Below are 18571 nucleotides of genomic sequence, written 5' to 3' on the forward strand. Positions count from 1 at the left end.
GGAGCGCCTCACCAGGTCTGCTCGCCGAGTGCCAGGATCAACAGCACCGTGGGGATGCGGGCGCCGGACGTCGCGTACACATGCCGCGCGGGTACCAGGAGCGACTGCCCGGCGCGCAGCCTCAGGCTCAGCGCGGCGGCCGTGGTGTCCGCGGTGGGCCACACGCGTACGTCGCAGGCGCCGTCCACGACGATCACGCAGGCCTCCGCGTCGCCCGGGGCGTCCGGCCCGGTCGGCGCGTCCGGCGTGCACATCCGGTACGAGGCCCGCACCTCACGGCCGAGCGCGTCGCCGAGCGCGGCGGCGAGGGGCGCGGCCTCCGCTCCCGCCGGGACCGGCTCGGGTCCCGGCACCGCCGGGGCGCCGCTCCCGCCCGCCGCCGTGCGGGTCCGCGACCACGAGCGGTAGAGCGCGAGGAAGTGGTGGTCGGCCTCGGTCCACAGCAGGGCCGGGCTCCGGTCGCCGTACGTGGCCACGCATCGCGCCATGTCCTCGACGAACGACCGCAGTTGCGGGTGTAACCGCCCCATCGCCTCCGGCACCGTCCCCTCCGTTCTCACCGGGCGGCCCTGGACCGGGAGGCCGGGACCACCGTCAACCCCCGGCCGTCGGGGAGGTGCGCGGACCGGCGGAGCGGCAGTATCGCTGTGTACTGACGCCCCGTCACCGCCGTGCGATTGTCCACGCCCCACGGCTCCCATCGCAGTCACGAGAACCCGGGACACGGCGAGCCCTTCGCGGTGGCGTGGGCGGGCGCAGCCTCCCGGAGCCGTTCGGCCGGGTGATGTGGGGGCCTTACGCGGACGGCAGGGCCATGGCGGACACGCGCGGCGCCCAGGAGGCACGGTCGCCGTCGTCGGCACCGGCCCGGTCGCGCCGGCGCTCACGGCCGCGGGGGTGCGCGTCCACCTGCGCGACGACGACCGCGCGCGGGCCGAGGCCGCCCGCGCGCTCGGGGCCGGCACACTCGACGCGCCGGACGCCCCCGCGACCTCCTGGACGGCGGCGGCGCCCCGCTCGCCGCGCGTCGGCCGGACGCCCGCGCCGCGCCTGGCGCCGGTCAGGCGGGGATGTCGTCGGCCGGATGAGCCCCGGCCGCGGGGAACCAGCGCACGGCCCCGGCCGGCCCCCGGGCCGCCGGGAGTTCGAAGCCCGCCGCGGACAGCGCCAGTACGAGCAGGTCCGTCCGGTTGTGCGCGCCGGTCTTGGCGCGGATGCGGCGGACGTAGGTGTCGACCGTGTGCGGGCTCAGCCTCATGCGCCGCGCGATCGCCGCGTAGGTGTGCCCGTCGGCGAGATGTCCGAGCACTTCGCGCTCCCGGACGCTGAGCCGGCGCACCAGCTCCTGGAAATCACTGCTCACGACGTCGCACTCCCACTTTCCCGCGTTCTTCGTGAATACTCCGCGCGTGCGGTGACCCCGTATGGCGGGTCGGCGGCCCGCCACCACCCCCGTCGCGTCAGCGCACCGCGCCCCAGCCGCTGTCCGCCGGGGTCGCGGTGCCGGAGTCCCCGGCGCTCGTCATCGCGGTGCCCGTCACGGCGCCGGGGCCCCGGCCCTCCGCGAAAGCCGTTCCCGTTCCGGACCCGCACAGCACGAGCAGCATTGTTCCGGCAAGCGCGTAGGCGGACACCTGAACGAAATTCATCATGACTCCTGGAATGGGCGGTGTGATGGTTCCGGTGAAGAAGTCCGAGGAATTCCCCCGGCGTTTTCCCCTGCCATTCCAGGATGATCGGCGGGCTGCGGCGGCACCATGCCGTGCCCTGCTCATCAAGTGGCCCGTCCCCAAAGCGAAGGGGGAACCAATGCCGCCGAACGGGACGAACGGCGCGCCGGACGCCGTTCGTCCCGTTCGGCGGCCGGGTGGGCGTCGGCCCGTACGGGAAGAGGCGCCGTCCGCTCCAAGTCCCGGTGCATACGGGCCAGTTCGACGCGTGAGGTGATGGACAGCTTGCGGAAGATCTGGCGCAGGTGGAAGTTGACCGTGTACGGCGACAGGAACATGCGTTCCGCCGTCTCCCGGTTGGTCAGCCCCTGGGCCACCAGATCGGCGACCGCGCGCTCGGTGTCCGTCAGGCTCGCCCAGCCCGCGGCGGGACGGTTCGCGTAGCGCCAGTGGCGGCGGCGGACCCCCAGGGTCCTGAGCAGTCCGCGCACCCGCGCCGCGTCCGGCGCCGCGCCGACCACGTCGTACCCCTTCAACGCGGCCTGAAGGCACTGCACGGCGCGCTCGCGTCCCGCCGAGTCGGTGCCGCGCGGGCGGCTCGCCGCCTCGGCCGCCGCGTGTCCGCCCTTGCGGGCCGCGACGAGCTGAGCGGGCCGCCCGCCCGGGCCGTCCGCGGGAGTGAGCGCCGCCAGGAGCACGGTGCCCAGGTCCTCCTGGGCCCGCGCCCGCGCCCACGGGCCCTGCTGCGCGTCGGCCACCCGGCTCAACAGGGCGGCGGACTGGCGCAGTACGCCCTCGGCGTGTTCCGCGGCGGTCGTCAACGAGCCGGGCTCCCCGGCATCGGCGCCGTCGCGGGCGCAGTCGCGGGCCCGTGCGGCGATGTCCGAGGCGAGGTCCCGGCGCCCGGCGGTCCGCGCGATGCCGACCAGCCAGGCCGGTGTCGCGGCCCCCGCCAGCAGCAGCGCCGCCGGCAGCCGTCCCTCGCCGCCGGGGGCACTCGCGCACAGGTCGGCGAGGAGGGCGGCGGCCGCCTCCGCACCGCGCTCCGCCTCGGCGCAGCGGACCAGCGCCCGCGACGCGCGTCCGGCCGCGGCGTCGAACGCGTCGTCGCGGAGCATGGCCGACAGGGCCGCCGCGTCGGTCCTGGCCTCGTGGTACCTGCCCCGGTGCACCGCGCACTCGGCCCGTACGCCCAGCGCCAGGAGCACGGCGGGGCGGGCGCGGCCCCGCGCGCCGTCCGCCAGCACGCCGTTCGCGAGGAGCTCGGCCCAGTCGGTGTCGCCGCGTTCGAGTGCGAGCGCGGCGCGCGGGGCGTCCACCGAGGGCAGCCAGTCCGGCAGCCCGGCCTCCCGCAGCCCGGTCTCGACCGCGCCCAGGACCTCGTCGGCCCGGTCGAGGTCGCCGAGGTCGACCAGGAGGGCGCCGAGCAGCACCCGTTCGTCCCAGTAGGCACCGGTGGGGTGGGACGGCGCGCCGGGGCGTTCGGCGCCACCGCTCAGCTGCGCCAGGGCGTCGAGCGGTCGTGCCTGGTGCCAGAGGGCGGTGGCCCGCAGCACCCGGTCGGCCGCGACCACGTGCCGTACAGCGCCACCCCCCGGCACGGCGACCGGCCGCGGCGCGGCCAGGACCGAGCGCACCGCCTCGGCGTCGGCCGGCCGGCACCGGGCGCGCCGGAGCACGACCTCGGCGCGGGCCGCGACGTCGTCCGGAACCTGAGCGGCCGCCGACAGCGACGCGGCGCGGGAGGCGGCGGACTCGTACGCCCCCGCCATCAGTTCCGACTCGGCCAGGCACAGGGCGAGTTCGACGGCACCCGAGGGATCGCACGCCTCGGCGAGCGCGGCGTCGGCCAGTTCGGCGGCGTCGGTGAGCCTGCCCGACGCCTGGAGCGCCATGGCCACCGGCAGGCGCAGCGCCGAACGCCGGGTCCCGGGCGGCTGTTCCTCGGCCAGCGGCCCGAGCAGGGAGACGGCGGAGGCCGGAGCGCGCAGGGCGAGGCTGCGCCCGGCGCGTTCCAGACCGGGCAGCGCCCTGGCCTCCCCGTCGCGCAGGGCCGCGGCGAAGTGGCGGGCGGAGGAGGCCGGAGTGTCCTGCGCGAGCTGGCGTTCGCCGAGTTCGTAGCGCAACGCGGCACGCACCGGGTGCGGCACCCCGTACTGCACCGCGCGCCGGACCAGCGGATACCGGAACACCAGATGCCCTCCGGTGTCGGTCAGCACGCCGGACGCGGCGCACTCCTGGATCGCGGGCATGAGATCCATCGCGCTGCGGCGGAGGGTCGCGCCGAGATCGTGGAGCGAGGCCGAACCGCCGAGCACCGCCACCACGTCGAGCAGCGCGGCGGCCGACGACGACAGGGACCGCACGGGCCGCAACACCTCCTCGCGCAGTCGCTCGGGCAGCGGACCGCAGGACAGCGCCGCCAGCCGTGCCCCCGCGTCGCCCGGATCGCCGTCCCGCAGGGCCTCCGCCAGATCCAGCAACCGCGCGGGAACACCCTGCGCGACCTCGCACAGCGGTACGAGGGCCCTGCTCGGATGAACGCCCAGCGCTTCGGCCGCCAGCGCGATCGCGTCGTCCGACGGCAACGGGCCGAGCCTCAGCCGGGACGCGCCGTCCGCGCTCAGCGCCGCGAGGAAGCGTTCCGTCGCGGCGCTGTCGTGGTCGGGGGTGCGGGACAGGACGAGGCACACGCGCAGGTCGCGGACGGTCAGGACACCCGACAGGGTGCGCAGGGCGTCCAGCGCCGACGGCTGCGCCCACCGCAGGTCGTCGATGGCCAGTAGCACCGGCGGCTCCTGCGGCGACCGGCGCAGCAGCCGCTCGGTCAGTCCGCGCAGCGCGCCGCCGCCCTCCGTCGGCCCGTCGTCGCCGGAGACTCCCAACGGGGCCAGCAGTCCCGGGTGTTCGAGGTGGTCGGCCATCGCCCGGCAGACCACGAAGCCGCGCGCGCGTCCGACGGTCTCGGCCTCGGCGAGCATGCGGCTGCGGCCGCTGCCGGCCGGGCCTTCGACCACGACGACGTGCCCGCGTCCGCAGGCCGCGCCGGTGAGGGCGTCGACGAGCCGATCACGAACCGATGCGCGGCCCCGCAGTGTGTAGGTCACGACGTTCACTCCCTGAGCCCTGGTGCTCCGCGTTCCGTCCGGCGGGGCCGGCGCCGTGGTGCGGTGTCGGCCCCGCCGCACCTCACTGTCCACCGGCACTCCGGCACACGGCAGCCACGGAATCCAGGCCCCCGGCGCCCGGGACACGCGGTCGCGGGAACGGGACGCCGGGAACGGGACGGCGGGAGCGCGACGTCGGGAACGGGGCCACGGGGACGGCGGCCCGGTACCGCGACCTCGGGACGTCCAGCGGTCAACCCCCCTGCCGCGCAGAGGCGTTCAGGACCTCAGGTCGATCTCCACGGGGTGGTGGTCGGAGGCGACCGGGCCGCCGGACGGGTCCAGCCTGCGGTCCTCGACGACGCGGTAGGCGACCGTCGAGGGCAGGAGGCCGCCGGACAGCAGAAAGAGGTCGATGCGGCGCGGCGGCTCCTTCGAACCGTGCTCGGCGAACGTGGGCCGCCGGTCGCCGAAGTGCGCGGCCACGTCGTTCAGCAGCACCGTGTCGCCCGCGCTCAGCAGTCGTTCCACCGGGGTGCGGTCGGCGGTGGTACGGCCGGGCGGCATGTGGTTGCCCAGCCGGTGCGCGGGCACCTTCGACCAGTCGGGTTCCGGATCACCCGGCGGCACCGTGTTGGCGTCCATGGCCAGCACCGTCGGGGTGACCGTGTCCCGGCCCAGGACGCCGCGCAGCCGGTCCGACTCGATCAGGCGGCTCGTCGGGCTGTACGGATCGAGGTGCGCGACGGTGAACCGCACCGGCCCCCGACGGCCCGGCAGCCGCAGCACCACACTCCCGAAGCCGTGCCACTGCACGAGCTCGTGCGGCTGCGCCTCGGAGTCCAGCAGGACGGCGTCCCGCCGCCAGAAGATCGCCTGATGGCATCCCGTCTTCGCCTCGAACAGCACACCGTCCATGCCCAGTTCGCGCCGCGCGTCCTCGAACAGCGCGCGGTCGTCCAGGTCCCAGCACCAGCACTCGGCCGCCATCAGCACACTGGGCGCCCGCTCACGCACCAGGTCGCGCTGCAACCGCCACCGGGTGTCGTCGCCGTCGGCCCGCTCGAACCCCACGACGTGCAGATTCCAGAACATCACCGTGTGAATCGCTTGCGCCCCGTCGCCGTCGCGCCGCCCCCGTGGCCTGCCGTCGCCCTCGCGCCGCTCCCGCGCCCCGCCGTCCTCGCCGTCGCGCGGCTCGCGCGCCGTGTCGTGCGGTGACGCCCCACCGGCCATGCCGTCCCCCTCCCTCGCGCCCATTACGCGCCCCACCGTTACGCGCCCCACACCGTAGTGGCGGCTCGGCGCCGATCTCCCCCGCGCGACGGGCGGATTTCCCACGTCCCGCCGAGCTCCGACGAGTGCTCGCGAACCGCCCGGACGGGTGATGTGACGCGACGGCCGGAGGCCGAGGATCTGCGCGTCGGACCCCGCACCGACGCGGGTGAACCGCACCCGACCGCGAAAGGGGGTTGTCCGTGGAGCACCGGAGACTCGGCGAGTCCGGACCCGAGGTCTCGCGCCTGGGTCTGGGCACGACGTCCTTCATGGGAATTTTCGGCCGACGCGATCCCGAGGACTGCCTGAACACGCTGCTGTACGGCCTCGACCAGGGAGTGAACTTCGTCGACACCGCGCCCAGTTACGGCGACGGCCTGGCCGAGGAGATGGTCGGTCGCGCCCTGCGCGGCCGGCGCGACGCGTTCGTGGTGAGCACCAAGGCCGGCTGCTACACACCGGAACGCTTCGACTTCTCGCCCGCGCGCATCCGGGACGGCCTGGAGACCAGCTTGCGCAGACTGGGCACCGACCACGTCGACGTACTGCTGGCGCACGACATCGAGTTCGGCGACCCGGACCGCGTCATCGGTGAAGTGCTGCCTCTGCTGGAGCAGTTGAGGGCCGAGGGCAAGGCCCGCGCGGTCGGCGTCTCCGGCCTGAAGCTGTCCGCGCTGACCACGGCCGTGCGGGCGGCCCGCCTCGACGTGGTCCTGTCGTACTGCCGCTACGGTCCGCACGACCGCTCCCTGGCGCCGGCGGCGCGCGACTGGGCGGCCCGCGGCACCGGGACCGTCCTGGGCAGCCCCGCGGCGATGGGACTGCTCACGCCCAAGGGGCCGCCGTCATGGCATCCCGCCTCCGCCGCCCTGAAGGACGCCGCGCGCAGAGCCGCGCGGCTGTGCGCCGAAGCCGGTACCGATCTGGCGTTCCTCGCCATGCAGTTCGCGTTCGCCCAGGACGACCTGGCCTGCGTCCTGACCGGCACCGGCACCGAGGCCCATCTGGACGAGAACCTGCGGGCGATGACCACGCCACCCGATCCGGAGCTGCTGGCCCGCATCACCGCGCTCTTCGACGAGGTCGCGGAGAACACCTGGACGAACGAAGGAGAGAACGCGTCATGGGATCAACGGACGGCGGCGGCACGGTGACGGACGGGGCCGCCCCGGTGCGGTTCGGGGTCGTGGGACTGGGCTTCGGCCGGTGCCACGCGAAGGTGCTGGCGTCCCTTGAGGGCGCCGAACTGGTCGCGGTGGCCGACATCGACCCGGAGGCTCAGGGCATCGACCTGCCGGCCTACGCGGCCAAGATGGGCGTCCGCGGCTACCGCGACGGCGTCCGGATGCTCCAGGAGGAGTCCCTCGACGCGGTGGTGGTCGCCGTGCCGCCCAGGGCCCGCGAGAAGCTGGTGACGGTGGCGGCGGAACACGGCGTCGCGGTCTTCCTGGAGAAGCCGTTCGCGTCGGACGAGGACCACGCCCGCGAGACGAGCGCGCTGTGGCGGGACCTGCCGGACGTGCCGGTCATGGTGGACTTCTGCCTGCGCCACCTGCCCGCCGTGGTGCGGTTGCGCGAGCTGCTCGACGGGCCGCTCGGGCGGGCCCTGGTCGTCAACGCCGATCTCGTGCTGCCCCGCGACGACTCGCCCGCGTGGATCTGGGACACCGCCGTCGGCAACGGCGTGGTCAACGAGAACACCTGCCACATGCTCGACACCCTGTGCTACCTGATGGGCGATCCCGTCGAGGTGGCCGCCGCGGGCGGCTCGTACCTGGGCAACCCGCTGGAGGACGGCGTCGGGGCCGTCATCAGGTTCGCCTCCGGGGCGACCGCCGTGCTCACCGGCGGGGCACTGGGCGCCCAGGCCCTGTCCACCCCGGCGACGCTGTCGGTCTACTCGGAGAACGGGCAGGCCCGGCTGACCGGTGAGGACCACATGTTCGGCGAGCTGACCTGGGCCACCGCGGACAGTGAGGAGGCGGCCCGCGAGAGCTGGACGCTCCCCGGCCGCGCCGGCATCAGCACGTACGCGCTGCGCCACTTCGTCGACGCGCTGCGCTCCCGCACCGCGCCCTCGCCCGGCCGGGACGCGGGTGTGCTCGCGGTGCGGCTGGCGATGGCGGTGCGTCGTTCCCTGGAGACCGGTGCGAGCGTCCCGCTGGCCTGAGGCCCGATGGGTGAGGGCCCCCGGAGCACGCTCCGGGGGCCCTCACCCATCGGACGACGATCACCCGGGCGGTGGCCCGCCGTGTGCCCTGACCTCCAACGCGGCGCGGTGGAAGGCCAGATGCTTCAGACGCGCCAGCAGCCGCTGGTCCGGGGGCACCCGCACCAACGTGTGTCCCGCCCCCCGGGCCGCGCCGTGGTAATCGGTCGCGAAGGTCTTCACCGTCTCCACGCCGAGCGCGAACAGCGCACTGGCCTTGGCGGGCCGGAAGCGGCTTCCGGGCCTGCCCCAGCGGTCGGGATGCGAGGTGAACAGGCGGATCGACACGTCCGCCGCCGGCCGCAGGACGTGCGCCGCGCCCATCAGCAGGGCGGGCTGGGTGCCGTTCGCGCCGATGTCGACGAGCGTCAGCGGGCGCCCGTCCGCCGCCCCGTCCAGCAGCCGACGGCCCGCATCGAGACAGCGGGCGGCGAACAGGCCCTCCTCGATGCCCCGGCGCACCACGGCGTCCGTCTCCGCCCGCGCGGTGCCGAACAGCGTCAACGGCCCCTCGGCCAGCCGCCTGCGCTGATCCGTACCGCGCCTCACCTCCTCGGCGAAACGCGCCAGGAACAGCGCGTCGAACGGATCGCTGTCCTCTTCCCGATCCGCGGCCGATTGCCGATCCGCGGCCGAGCGCACGGCGTCCTCGCGGGCGGCGGTCAGCATCCTGGCCATCGTGGAGGCGACGAGGCCGTTGTCCATCCAGGCCCGGTGACGGCCCGCGTGGCCGCGTGCGGTGACCTCCTCGGCGCCGAAGACGGCCCGGCTGGTCCGCGACAGCACGGCCCGTTCCGCACCGCTGAGCAGCTGGAGCCTGCTGAGGTAGAACACCGAGGAGGTGTCGGTCCGGTCCGCCAGCAGGTCGTGGACGGTCTTGAGGAACTCCGCGTCGGTGCCGAGGAACACCGTGGTCCGCCCCGGGTCCCGAGGCAGCGCCGCGGCCAGCGTGGACGCCACCTCGCGCCCCAACCGGTGGAAGACGGCGAAGAGTTCGACGGGGGTGGGGCGGCGGGGGTCGGCGACGCCGGTCGCGTCGAGCAGTGTGCGCAGGTTGCGCCGGTACTCGGCGGTCTCGTCCGGCCCCAGGGTGCCGTTCTGCTCCAGCCCCCGCCACAGGTGACCGCTCAAGTCGGCTGGTTCCAGGCCCAGTTGGACGGCGTGGTCGCGGACCTCGGCCACCGCGGTGTCCGCGTCCAAAGGCTCGGCCCTGCGCATCAGCTCCGCCGAGGTGCGCGTGACGTGGCCGACGAGATCGTGCGCCGTGGCGGGCACGGAACCGGTCGGCGCGGCGGGGTCAACGACGGTCACGGAGCGGCTCCGGCAGCAGGCGCACGGTGTGGAAGACGGCGGTGCACGCCTCGGAGAACGGTGCCTGGGCGAACAACGACACCCGGACCGGGCCCTCGGCGACCCGCAGCGTACGGACGAACCGGAGGTCGCCGTCCGCGTCCTCGCGGTGCAGGAACGCCAGACGGCGGCCCTCGCGCACCACGACGAGTTCGGTGGCGGGGCCGCGCAGCGCCGGGCCCGCCGCCTCGTCGGAGACCGGATGGGACACCACCGTCACCACCGACCACCCGCCGTCCGGCGCCCGTTCGACGCACGCCTTCGCCCAGCCGTCCGCGGTGTGCACCAGCACCCCGCCCGCGTCGGCGAACCGGGTGCCGTCCACCGCGACCCGCACGGAGAGGGTGAAGTCGCCCTCCAGGGTGCGGGACACCTCGGGCACCGCGTCGATCTCCCGGACGCCGGGCACCCGGTAGAGGTCGGACCCGGCCGGGGCGGTCAGCGCCAGCCGCGCGTCCGCCCCACCGGTGCCCGCTTCGGGCCACTCCAACGCCTCACCGTACGTGGGGAGTCGGCCGGTCACGGCGCGGACATCCCGCCGTCGACGCTCACCGCCTGGCCGGTCACCCGGCGGGCGGACGCGAGGTAGAGGACGAGTTCGGCGATGTCCTCGGGCCGCTGGAACTCGCGCTGCGGGATCATCATCCGCATGCGCTCCCAACACTCGTCCTCGGTCTCGCCGGGGCGGGTGAACTCCTCCAGCAGGTAGTTCCACATGTTGGTGCGCACGATGCCGGGGCAGACCGCGTTGACCCGCACCCCGTTGCGCGCCTCCTCCAGGGCCAGCGCCGCGGTGAAGCCGATCACCCCGAACTTCGCGGCGCAGTAGTGCGCGACCTTCGCGAACCCGCTGCGCCCCGACACGGAGGAGAAGTTGACGATGGAGCCGCCGCCGTCCGCCCGCAGCAGTCCGAGCGCGTGCTTGGACATCAGGAAGACGCCGTTGAGGTTGCCCTCGACGACCCGGGTGAACTCGTCCAGCTCCATCCGCTCCACCGGGCAGACGTGCGTGACGCCGAAGGCGTTGACCACCGTGTCCAGGCGTCCGTAACGCTCGCCCACCGTGGCGAACAGCGCCCGCACCGACTCCTCCCGCGCGGCGTCCGCCTCGGCCGCCGTGACGTCGAACCCCTTGTCGCGCAGCCGCGCGGCGAGTTCCTCGGCGGCGTCGAACCCACCGACGTCCGTGGAGCGGTAGTGGTTGTACGAGGACGAGAGCCGGTTGGCGTCCGCGACGACGACGCGCGCGCCGCGCAGCGCGAATGCCTCCACCACGGCGCTTCCCATGCCACGGCCCCCGCCGGCCACGAGGACGACCTTGCCGTCGTGGTCGCCGGTGCCGCCCGGCGGGTTCTCGAGTGGGGTGTTCATACGGGTACGACCTCCGATTCGGGGCGGACGGCGCCGCAGCCGGGCCGGACGCCAACCGCCCCTCCCCGTACAGCGGGAGGAGCGGGCCGGATCGCCACGGGCGCGTCGGTACGCCCGCAAGCCTCACGGTGCCGCGGGGGCGACCACATCACCCGGTCGGGTAAGGACGATGCCGCTCGCGCCGACCCGGGATCCCACCGGGGGCCGCGAGCCCCGCTCAGGCGGGTGATACGCGCGGCGGCCTTCGCACGTCACCATCGGCGCGACATCCCGGGTGACGACAATGACGACAGCAAGGAGGCCCGCCGTGGGTCCCGACAGCACACCTACCGTCCGCGCCGACCCGCCCGCCGGCACGCACACCGGCGGCGGCCGGACCGGCGCCCCGCGGCAGGCGGAGCCGTGGTGGCGCGACGCGGTCTGCTACGAGCTGTACCCGAGGGCGTTCGCCGACGGCGACGGCGACGGGACCGGGGACCTGCCCGGCGCCACCGGCCGCCTCGGCCACGTCGCCCGCCTCGGCGCGGACGCCGTGTGGATCACACCGTTCCATCCCTCACCCCTCGCGGACGCCGGATACGACATCGCCGACCACACCGCGGTCGCCGACGCCATGGGCACCCTCGACGACTGGCACGCCTTCGTGGACCGGGCACACGACCTGGGGCTGCGGGTACTGGTCGACCTGGTGCCCAATCACACCTCGTCCGCGCACCCGTGGTTCCGCGCCGCACTGGCGGCGGACGAGGAAGGACCGGAACGCGAGCGCTACGTCTTCCGCACCGGCCGGGGACCCGGCGGCCTGCTCCCGCCGAACGACTGGCGCTCCGCCTTCGGCGGCCCCGCCTGGACCCGCGTGCCGCGACGGGACGGCCGGGACGCGGGTCCCGCGCGCTGGTACCTGCACCTGCACACCCCCGACCAGCCCGACCTGGACTGGAATCGGCCCGAGGTCGTCGCCGAGTACGAGCGGATCATCCGGTTCTGGCTCGATCACGGCGCCGACGGCTTCCGGATCGACGTGGCCCACACGCTGTTCAAGGAACCCGGCCTGCCCGACGCCGGGCCCCGGCAGCACGAGGACCCGCACCGCTGGCACCTGCTGCCGTACTACGACCGCGAGCCGCTGCACCCGCTCTACCGGCGGTGGCGCGCCCTGGTGGAGGAACATCCCGGCCCCCGCGGCCTCGCCACTGCGGCGGAACGGCTGCTCGTGGGCGAGGTGATCCTCACCGACCAGCGGCGCCTGGCCCGCTACGCACGCCCCGGCGAACTGCATCACGTCTTCAACTCGCCCTACGCGGAATGCCCTTGGGAGGGCCGGGCGCTGCGCCGGGTGATCGGTGAGGCGCTCGCCGCGACGGCGGCGGTGGGCGCGCCGGTGGCCTGGGTGCTGGGCAGCCACGACGCGGTCCGCGCGGTCACCCGGTTCGGCGGCGGCGAGATGGGGGTGCGCAGGGCGAGGGCGGCGGCGCTGCTGACGCTGGCGCTGCCCGGCGCTGTCTACCTCTACCAGGGCGAGGAGCTGGGTCTCCCTCAGGCGGACGTGCCCGAGGAGCGGCGGCGCGATCCGCTGTGGCGGATGTCGGGCCACACCGATCCGGGGCGCGACGGCTGCCGTGTGCCGCTGCCCTGGTCGGGGACGGAGCCGCCGTACGGTTTCGGTGACTGCGCGCCGCACCGGTGCTGGCTGCCGCAGCCTGACGACTGGGCGGCGCTGACCGTGCGGGCGCAGGAGGAGGATCCCGGCTCCACGCTGGAGCTGTACCGGGCCGCCACGCGTGTCCGGCGAGCCCATCCCACCGGTCCCGCCGCCCGGTTGCGGATGGCGGGACCGGCCTCGGGGGAGTGGCTGACGTTCCGGCGCGGAGCCGGGCTGCGCTGCCTGGTCAACTTCGGCCCCGGTGACCTGCGGATCGCGCCCGCCCACGAGGTGCTGCTCGCCAGTGCCCCGGTCGCCGACGGCGTCGTGCCTGCCGACACGACGGTGTGGCTGCGGGTGCGCGAGCGGTGAACCCGGTGGGCGGGCGCGATCGTCACTCGGCGGGGGCGGCCGCCAGGCGGTACGTCAGCGGCGGGACGGCCAGCGCGTCCACCAGCGCGGGAAGGGCGCGGTAGTCGGCGAGGTTGCGTTCCGGCCGGGTGACCAGCGCGCGTAGCGCGGGCCGCTCCCGGCCGGTGGCGTTCTCGTACGCGGTGAGCCGCTCCAGCAGCGCCGCGTCCCGGCCGTGGAAGTACTCCAGGAAGACGTCCTCGGCCGACTCCAGCAGCCGCCGCGGGTCCGCGTCCGCGTCCTCGCGTTCCCCGATCCGGACCCGTTCGACGGTGGCGGCGTCGTGGCGGATCTCGTGGGCCGGCACGTCCCCGGCCATCACCCGCCACAGCGCCTCGTCCTCGAACGGCGCGGTCACGGGCGGGAGGTGAGCGGCCTCGAAGTCGCGTTCCACGAGCCGGGCGACGAGCGCGTCCTCGTCCACCCGCCCCAAGGGACCGACCCGGCCCATCGAGAACTCCGTACCGCTGTCCAGTGCCGTGGGCACCAGGTTGCGCGGCGGCAGCAGTTCGACGGCCGGTCCCATGTCGGCGGCCAGCACCGGGATCCCGTACGCCAGGGCCTCGATCACCACCCGGCCCAGGCTCTCGCGCGACGCGGTGCTCGGGAAGAGCAGGACGTCGATCCGGGAGAAGAACTCCGGCAGCCGCTGCGGGCTCAGCAGGCCGAGCGCGGTGACGGCGTCGGCCGGGACGCCCTGTTCGGCGAGGCGCGCGAGCACCGCCTCGGTCGACCAGCGCGGGTCGTTGGGCTTGCCCGCGAAGACCAGTTCGGCACGGCCCCCGGTCTCCCGGTGGCAGCGCTCGAAGACCCGCAGCACCTGGTCGAAGTTCTTCGCCTCCGACAGCGCTCCCAGATAGCCGATCCGCAGCACGCCGTCACGCGGCGGCACCGGTGCCTGCGGGGCGCGTGGCGTGCGCTCCAGCATCGGGTACACCACCGCGGAGGCACCCGGCGCGGCGTCGGGGAACGAGCGCAGGAACACCTGCCGGGTGAACTCGCTGGGAAACAGCACGACATCGCCCGGCCGCACCAGGGGCGCGCACAGCTCCTCCTGGGTCCAGTACCCCGACCAGAACGTGGTGTGCACCTCCCGCACGATCCTGAAGTCCGCCCCCTGCCGCTCACGCCACAGGTGGTACAGGTGTGCGTACGGCCCGTTGCCCGCGTAGAGCACGTCGCCGTCGTCCACCTTCGCCAGGCAGTCGGGGCCCACCCGCTGGTCGTGCGGGACGACGTCGCCGCGGGCCGACAGCAGTTCCGCCATCTGCTGGTGCATCAGGACGGCACCGTCCAGGATGCCGGCGAGGCTCACGTCCGTGTAGTCATGTACGTGCAATCGCATAGCGCGCCTCCGGGCTGGTGTGGAACGACGTCAGCAACTCGCGCAGTTGCTCGGGACCCATGCCGTGGCGGCGCAGCTGGATGTCGTGGACGCAGTTGTCGATGTCGCCCTCGACGCCGTGGACGGTGACCGGCAGCAGGTAGCGGTTGCGCAGCCACTCGCCGAATCCGCCGTGCGCGCCGTTGTACTCGACCGACAGCACGTTGCGGAACCGCGCCAGCCGCCGCGCGGTCCCGCCGGGCAGCATCGGGTTGAGCGCCGCGCAGTGCAGGTGCGGCAGGCCCAGGTCCGCGTTGGCCTGCGCCACGAGGGTCGTCGCGTAGCCGAACGTGACCACGGCCGCGCCCTCGTCCGCCTCGTCGGGCGGGGTGATCCACACACCGCCGTCGATGTCGTCCCGGCAGTCGACGGGCGGCTCGTCGAACCGGGCGTCGACCATGCTGAGCACGTGCACCGTCTCCGGCTCGCGCTCCAGCCGGTCGGCGCATGCCTCGAACTCGCCCGGCGTGACAGGCTCGTAGACCCGGGTGTTGGCGACCAGGCCGAGCAGGTTGAAGGCGTTGGCGGCGCCTCCCCACGCGCCCCAGTTGCGTCCCGCCAGCACCATCAGGTTGCGCACGCTGGTCGACGCCTCGGTGAGCATGCTGAGCGAGTCCATGTAGTACATCGCGTCGGTGGCGACTACCTTCAGGTGCTCCGGATCCAGTGCCAGGGTCAGGCCGACCCCGAGGGTCTCGGCCAGGCCGACGTTCTGGTACTCCACCTGCCCGGGCAGCCCGAACCTGGCCGCCAGGTCCGCGGTGAACACGGCCGTCGGCCGCCCCGACCGCTCGGCCAGCCGCGCCAGTTGACGACCTCCTGTGGAGGCGAACGTCGGCTTGGCCGCGGTGGCACCGCCCGGACGGCGGAAGCTGTGGCCCTCCTTGCGGGTCCCGCACACCAGGGCCGCGGGCCCGGGCAGCTCCAGCAACTCGTCCAGGGCGGCTCGCACCACCTCCGTGTCGCCGCCGTCCACCTCCACCACGGTGCGGAAGTAGCTGCGCAGGTAGTCGCGATTGAGGGGCTTCAGCAGCGGTTCGATGCCCTTGTCGTTGGCGTCGATCACCACGACCAGGTTGTCTAGCCCGGCCTCGTCGCTGAAGCGCACGCACTCGAACGTGACACCTTCGTGCATCTCGCCGTCACCGGCCAGGCACACCACCTTGCGCCGCTCGCCCCGCCGCTTGAGCTCCCACGCCCTGCTCACCGCCTGCGCCATTCCCACGCCCAGGCTGTAGCGCATGGTGTTGGCGAATCCCCACTCCTTGTTCACCACCCCGGTCATCGCGCCCTGGTGCAGTGTCGCCAGCGGTAGGAAGGGCAGGTGACCGCGCACGTACCACTCGGCGTAGAAGCTGGGCGCGATGTGGCCGCGCCCGACGACCAGGTCGGCGCGCGCGGGCCCGTCGGCACGCGGCACCAGGTCCAGATCGAAGCAGGCCCGCACGATCGGCAGTGACGACAGGCAGCTCTGGTGGTTGCCGGACCCGGCGATCTCGTGCATGCGCAGCAGCACTTCGGCACTGCCCCGGTAGAGCCGCCCGGGCACCTCGTCGGCGATCCGGCGCATCGCGGGCAGCAGACCGTCGCGCAGCCCGTGTTCTCTCAGCAGCGCCAACTCGGCTTGGACGGCTTGGTGTTCGGCGGGCGTCAGATGCGGAGCGGCGGTATCCAGCGCGCGTTCGAAGTCGGCCGGTTGCGGGGGCGCCATCAGCGGGCCCCGTGGGTCTCGTCCAGCGCCTCGGCGAGGGTGTCGCAGACGATACGGGTGTCCTGCTCGCCGGTGACGAACGCCGGGGCGAGCACCAGCCAGTCGTCCTGGCCCCGGACGATGACTCCGCGCCGCAGGCAGGCGCGGGCCACCCGCTCACCGACGCTGCCGTGCGCCCCGTCCGCGGGGTCGGCGAGCTTGACGCCGTACAGCAGCCCGAGGGCGCGCACGGTGCCCCGGGTGCCGACCGCCTCCCGCAGCGCGGGCTCGAAACGCCGCGCCAGCGCAGCGATCCGCTCCGGGTAGCCGTCCCGGCTGAACAGCCGCACCGCGGCCAGGCCCGCCGCGGAGGCGATCGGGTTGGCGGCGTAGGTGTGCGAGGGCGCGAAGGAGACCGCGCCGGAGCCGTCACCGAGCACCGACGCCACCCGTTCGCCGACGAGTACGGCGGCCAGCGGCGCGTACCCGCCGGAGACGCCCTTGCCGACGCACATCAGGTCCGGGGTGACCCCGAAGGTCTGGGCCGCGAACGCCTGACCGGTGCGGCCGAAGCCGGTGACGATCTCGTCGAACACCAGCAGCACGCCGTGCCGGTCGCAGATCTCCCGCAGCCGGTCGAGGTACCCCTGCGGCGCGATGGCCATGCCACGCAGGTGGATCACCGGCTCGACGATGATCGCGGCGACCGAGTCCGGGCCCTCCGCCTCGATGGTGCGCTCCACCAGGTCCGCCGCGAGCCGCCCGGCCTCCTCGTCGGGTACACCGAGGAACTCCGTGACGGCGTCGGGGGACCACACGTGCACCGCGCCGGGCAGGCCCGGGCCGAAGCGGCTGACGTCGGGCCGGCCGGTGACCGACAGAGAGCCGAAGGTCGAGCCGTGATAGCCGTGGTAGTAGCTGAGCACCTTGTAGCGCCCGGCGTCCCCGGTCTCGCGGTGGTAGAGCCGCGCCAGCCGCAGCGCCGCTTCCACCGCCTCGGAGCCGCCGTTGACGAGCTTGGCGGTGACGATGCCCTCGGGCGCGAGGCGGGTCAACTCCTCGGCCAGCGCCAGGGCGTTGGGGTTGGTGCCGTGCAGCGGCGGGTTGAAGGCCATCCGGTCCAGCTGCTGCGCGACGGCCGAGCGGATCGGCTCGCAGCCGTAGCCGAAGCAGGTGACGAACACACCGGACATGGCGTCGAGGTACGCCCGGCCCGCGGTGTCGAACAGCCGGATGCCCTCGCCGCGTTCGAAGAGGATCGAGTCCTGCGAGTGGGGCACCTCGAAGCAGTACGAGGACAGGTCGGCGGGCCAGGTGGGCGCGCTGGGCGCTTCAACGGTCATCTTCAGTCCTAGGTAGGTCGGTTCCCTGGGAGGCGGGAGCGGTGGGATCGAGGAGCCGGTGCAGTGCGAGCCGGCGACGGGTGTCGAGCAGGTCGAGGTAGCCGGTCCAGGCGGGGGAGAGCAGGTCGCGTTCGAGGATGTCCTTGGCGATGTCCACGATCACCGGGACCGCGTGGACGACGAGCAGGGGCATCAGCAGCCCCAGTTCTTCGGGGGCGAGCAGGCCCTCGCGCAGGGCGGCGCGCTCGAAGCGCCCCGCCGCCCGCGCCCGCGCGGCGTCGCCACCGCGCACCCGCGCCGCGGTGTCCGCGATCCAGGCGAGGTCCAGCAGCCGGTCGCCCACCGTCATGTTGTCGAAGTCGAGGACCGCGACCACGTGGGGTTCCTCCGCGCCGTCGAGGAGGAAGTGGTGGTGGTGCAGGTCGGCGTGGACCACCCGGCGGCGACCCGGCGGGGGCGTGGCCACGTCGGGGGAGGAGCCGGTCAGCAGCGGCCGGGCCCGCTCCAGACCCTCCAGCGCGGTCCGCGCGATGCCACCCCACGCGTCGTCCCGCGCCCCCGCCAGCGGCAGCAGCCGGTCCACGCCGTCGTCCAGCGCGGCCCGCCAGTCCTCCTCCGCGACGAGCGGGGGCACCGGCAGCGGGACCAGATCGTCGACCACCCGCCGCGGCAGGCCGTCGAGGACCCGGCGCAGCCGCAGTCCGGTGGCGATCACCGCGTCCGCCTGGTCCGGCGCGGGCCGGCCCGACGCGCCGCCGGGCGCGAGCGGGACGAGTTCGCACACGTGGCCGTCGTGCTCGGCGACGGCCGCGCCGGTCGTGGTCGGCACCGGCACCGGCACCGGGACGCCGGCGTCCCGGCAGGCCCGCAGTACCCGCCCCTTGACGTGGTGGAAGGCGGGCGGGCGAGCCGCTTCGCGGTCGAGCTGGACCTTGAAGACGTGATCGCGTCCGCGGTGGGCGACCCGCCACAGCGCCGCCGTGTGACTGAGCGGCGCCGTGCCGTCCGAACGCAGTGGCCGCGGGCGGGAGTTCGGGGGAACGTCCCAGTGCTCGGCCAGGGCGTCGGCGACCCACGGGCGCGAACCCACCGGGGCACCGGACCGCGGACGCTGAT

Annotated in this window: 15 protein-coding genes; 3 read left to right on the forward strand and 12 right to left on the reverse strand. The window is 74.5% G+C overall.

The window, feature by feature from the left end:
• Nucleotides 1–8 precede the first annotated feature (8 nt).
• From K7472_RS10265 to K7472_RS10285, 5 genes are all read right to left on the reverse strand, one after another.
• On the reverse strand, nucleotides 9–530 hold the full coding sequence (locus K7472_RS10265; protein ID WP_222976411.1) for a hypothetical protein: 522 nt from the start codon (nucleotides 528–530) through the stop codon (nucleotides 9–11).
• Between the two features lie 530 nt (nucleotides 531–1060).
• Nucleotides 1061–1363, reverse strand: a complete 303-nt coding sequence (locus tag K7472_RS10270; RefSeq protein ID WP_222976412.1) for a response regulator transcription factor — start codon at nucleotides 1361–1363, stop codon at nucleotides 1061–1063.
• Nucleotides 1364–1460: 97 nt separating this feature from the next.
• Nucleotides 1461–1649, reverse strand: coding sequence for a hypothetical protein (locus tag K7472_RS10275; RefSeq protein ID WP_222976413.1), 189 nt, complete (start codon nucleotides 1647–1649; stop codon nucleotides 1461–1463).
• 125 nt (nucleotides 1650–1774) lie between these two features.
• On the reverse strand, nucleotides 1775–4777 hold the full coding sequence (locus K7472_RS33385) for a helix-turn-helix transcriptional regulator (protein WP_222976414.1): 3003 nt from the start codon (nucleotides 4775–4777) through the stop codon (nucleotides 1775–1777).
• Nucleotides 4778–5056: 279 nt separating this feature from the next.
• Nucleotides 5057–6013, reverse strand: a complete 957-nt coding sequence (locus K7472_RS10285; RefSeq protein WP_252395378.1) for an exonuclease/endonuclease/phosphatase family protein — start codon at nucleotides 6011–6013, stop codon at nucleotides 5057–5059.
• Nucleotides 6014–6255: 242 nt separating this feature from the next.
• Here K7472_RS10285 and K7472_RS10290 point away from each other — a divergent pair, with 242 nt between their 5' ends.
• Nucleotides 6256–7209 (forward strand): aldo/keto reductase, encoded by a 954-nt coding sequence (locus K7472_RS10290; protein WP_222976416.1) that lies wholly within the window; start codon nucleotides 6256–6258, stop codon nucleotides 7207–7209.
• Nucleotides 7179–8225, forward strand: a complete 1047-nt coding sequence (locus tag K7472_RS10295; protein ID WP_222976418.1) for a Gfo/Idh/MocA family protein — start codon at nucleotides 7179–7181, stop codon at nucleotides 8223–8225. The genes K7472_RS10290 and K7472_RS10295 overlap by 31 nt, the downstream gene beginning before the upstream one ends.
• A 60-nt stretch (nucleotides 8226–8285) precedes the next feature.
• On the opposite strand, the gene K7472_RS10300 is transcribed toward K7472_RS10295, so the two are convergent.
• The 3 genes from K7472_RS10300 to K7472_RS10310 are packed head-to-tail and all read right to left on the reverse strand — an operon-like array spanning nucleotide 8286 to nucleotide 10985.
• On the reverse strand, nucleotides 8286–9575 hold the full coding sequence (locus K7472_RS10300) for a hypothetical protein (protein ID WP_222976420.1): 1290 nt from the start codon (nucleotides 9573–9575) through the stop codon (nucleotides 8286–8288).
• Nucleotides 9562–10137: a DUF1349 domain-containing protein gene (locus tag K7472_RS10305; RefSeq protein WP_222976422.1), complete on the reverse strand. Its 576-nt coding sequence runs from the start codon at nucleotides 10135–10137 to the stop codon at nucleotides 9562–9564. Before K7472_RS10305 ends, K7472_RS10300 begins: the two co-directional genes overlap by 14 nt.
• Nucleotides 10134–10985, reverse strand: coding sequence for an SDR family NAD(P)-dependent oxidoreductase (locus K7472_RS10310; protein WP_222976423.1), 852 nt, complete (start codon nucleotides 10983–10985; stop codon nucleotides 10134–10136). The genes K7472_RS10305 and K7472_RS10310 overlap by 4 nt, the downstream gene beginning before the upstream one ends.
• Nucleotides 10986–11268: 283 nt before the next feature.
• On the opposite strand from K7472_RS10310, the gene K7472_RS10315 reads away from it, so the two are divergent.
• Nucleotides 11269–12999: an alpha-amylase family glycosyl hydrolase gene (locus K7472_RS10315; protein WP_222976425.1), complete on the forward strand. Its 1731-nt coding sequence runs from the start codon at nucleotides 11269–11271 to the stop codon at nucleotides 12997–12999.
• Nucleotides 13000–13021: 22 nt separating this feature from the next.
• Here K7472_RS10315 and K7472_RS10320 read toward each other — a convergent pair whose 3' ends face one another.
• From K7472_RS10320 to K7472_RS10335, 4 genes are read right to left on the reverse strand one after another with little or no spacing between them, the layout of a single operon-like run.
• Complete coding sequence (locus K7472_RS10320; RefSeq protein WP_222976427.1) at nucleotides 13022–14383, reverse strand: glycosyltransferase; 1362 nt, start codon at nucleotides 14381–14383, stop codon at nucleotides 13022–13024.
• Complete coding sequence (locus K7472_RS10325; protein ID WP_222976429.1) at nucleotides 14364–16133, reverse strand: thiamine pyrophosphate-binding protein; 1770 nt, start codon at nucleotides 16131–16133, stop codon at nucleotides 14364–14366. The genes K7472_RS10320 and K7472_RS10325 overlap by 20 nt, the downstream gene beginning before the upstream one ends.
• Entirely contained in the window at nucleotides 16133–17455 is a 1323-nt protein-coding gene (locus K7472_RS10330) for an aminotransferase family protein (RefSeq protein WP_222976431.1), read from the reverse strand. The genes K7472_RS10325 and K7472_RS10330 overlap by 1 nt, the downstream gene beginning before the upstream one ends.
• Nucleotides 17445–18545 carry a phosphotransferase gene (locus K7472_RS10335; protein WP_308013839.1) on the reverse strand — a complete coding sequence of 367 codons (1101 nt, stop codon included), beginning with the start codon at nucleotides 18543–18545 and terminating at the stop codon, nucleotides 17445–17447. Before K7472_RS10335 ends, K7472_RS10330 begins: the two co-directional genes overlap by 11 nt.
• Nucleotides 18546–18571: the final 26 nt, after the last annotated feature.

It is taken from the genome of Streptantibioticus parmotrematis, assembly GCF_019890615.1.
In the GTDB taxonomy this organism is placed as follows: domain Bacteria; phylum Actinomycetota; class Actinomycetes; order Streptomycetales; family Streptomycetaceae; genus Streptantibioticus_D; species Streptantibioticus_D parmotrematis.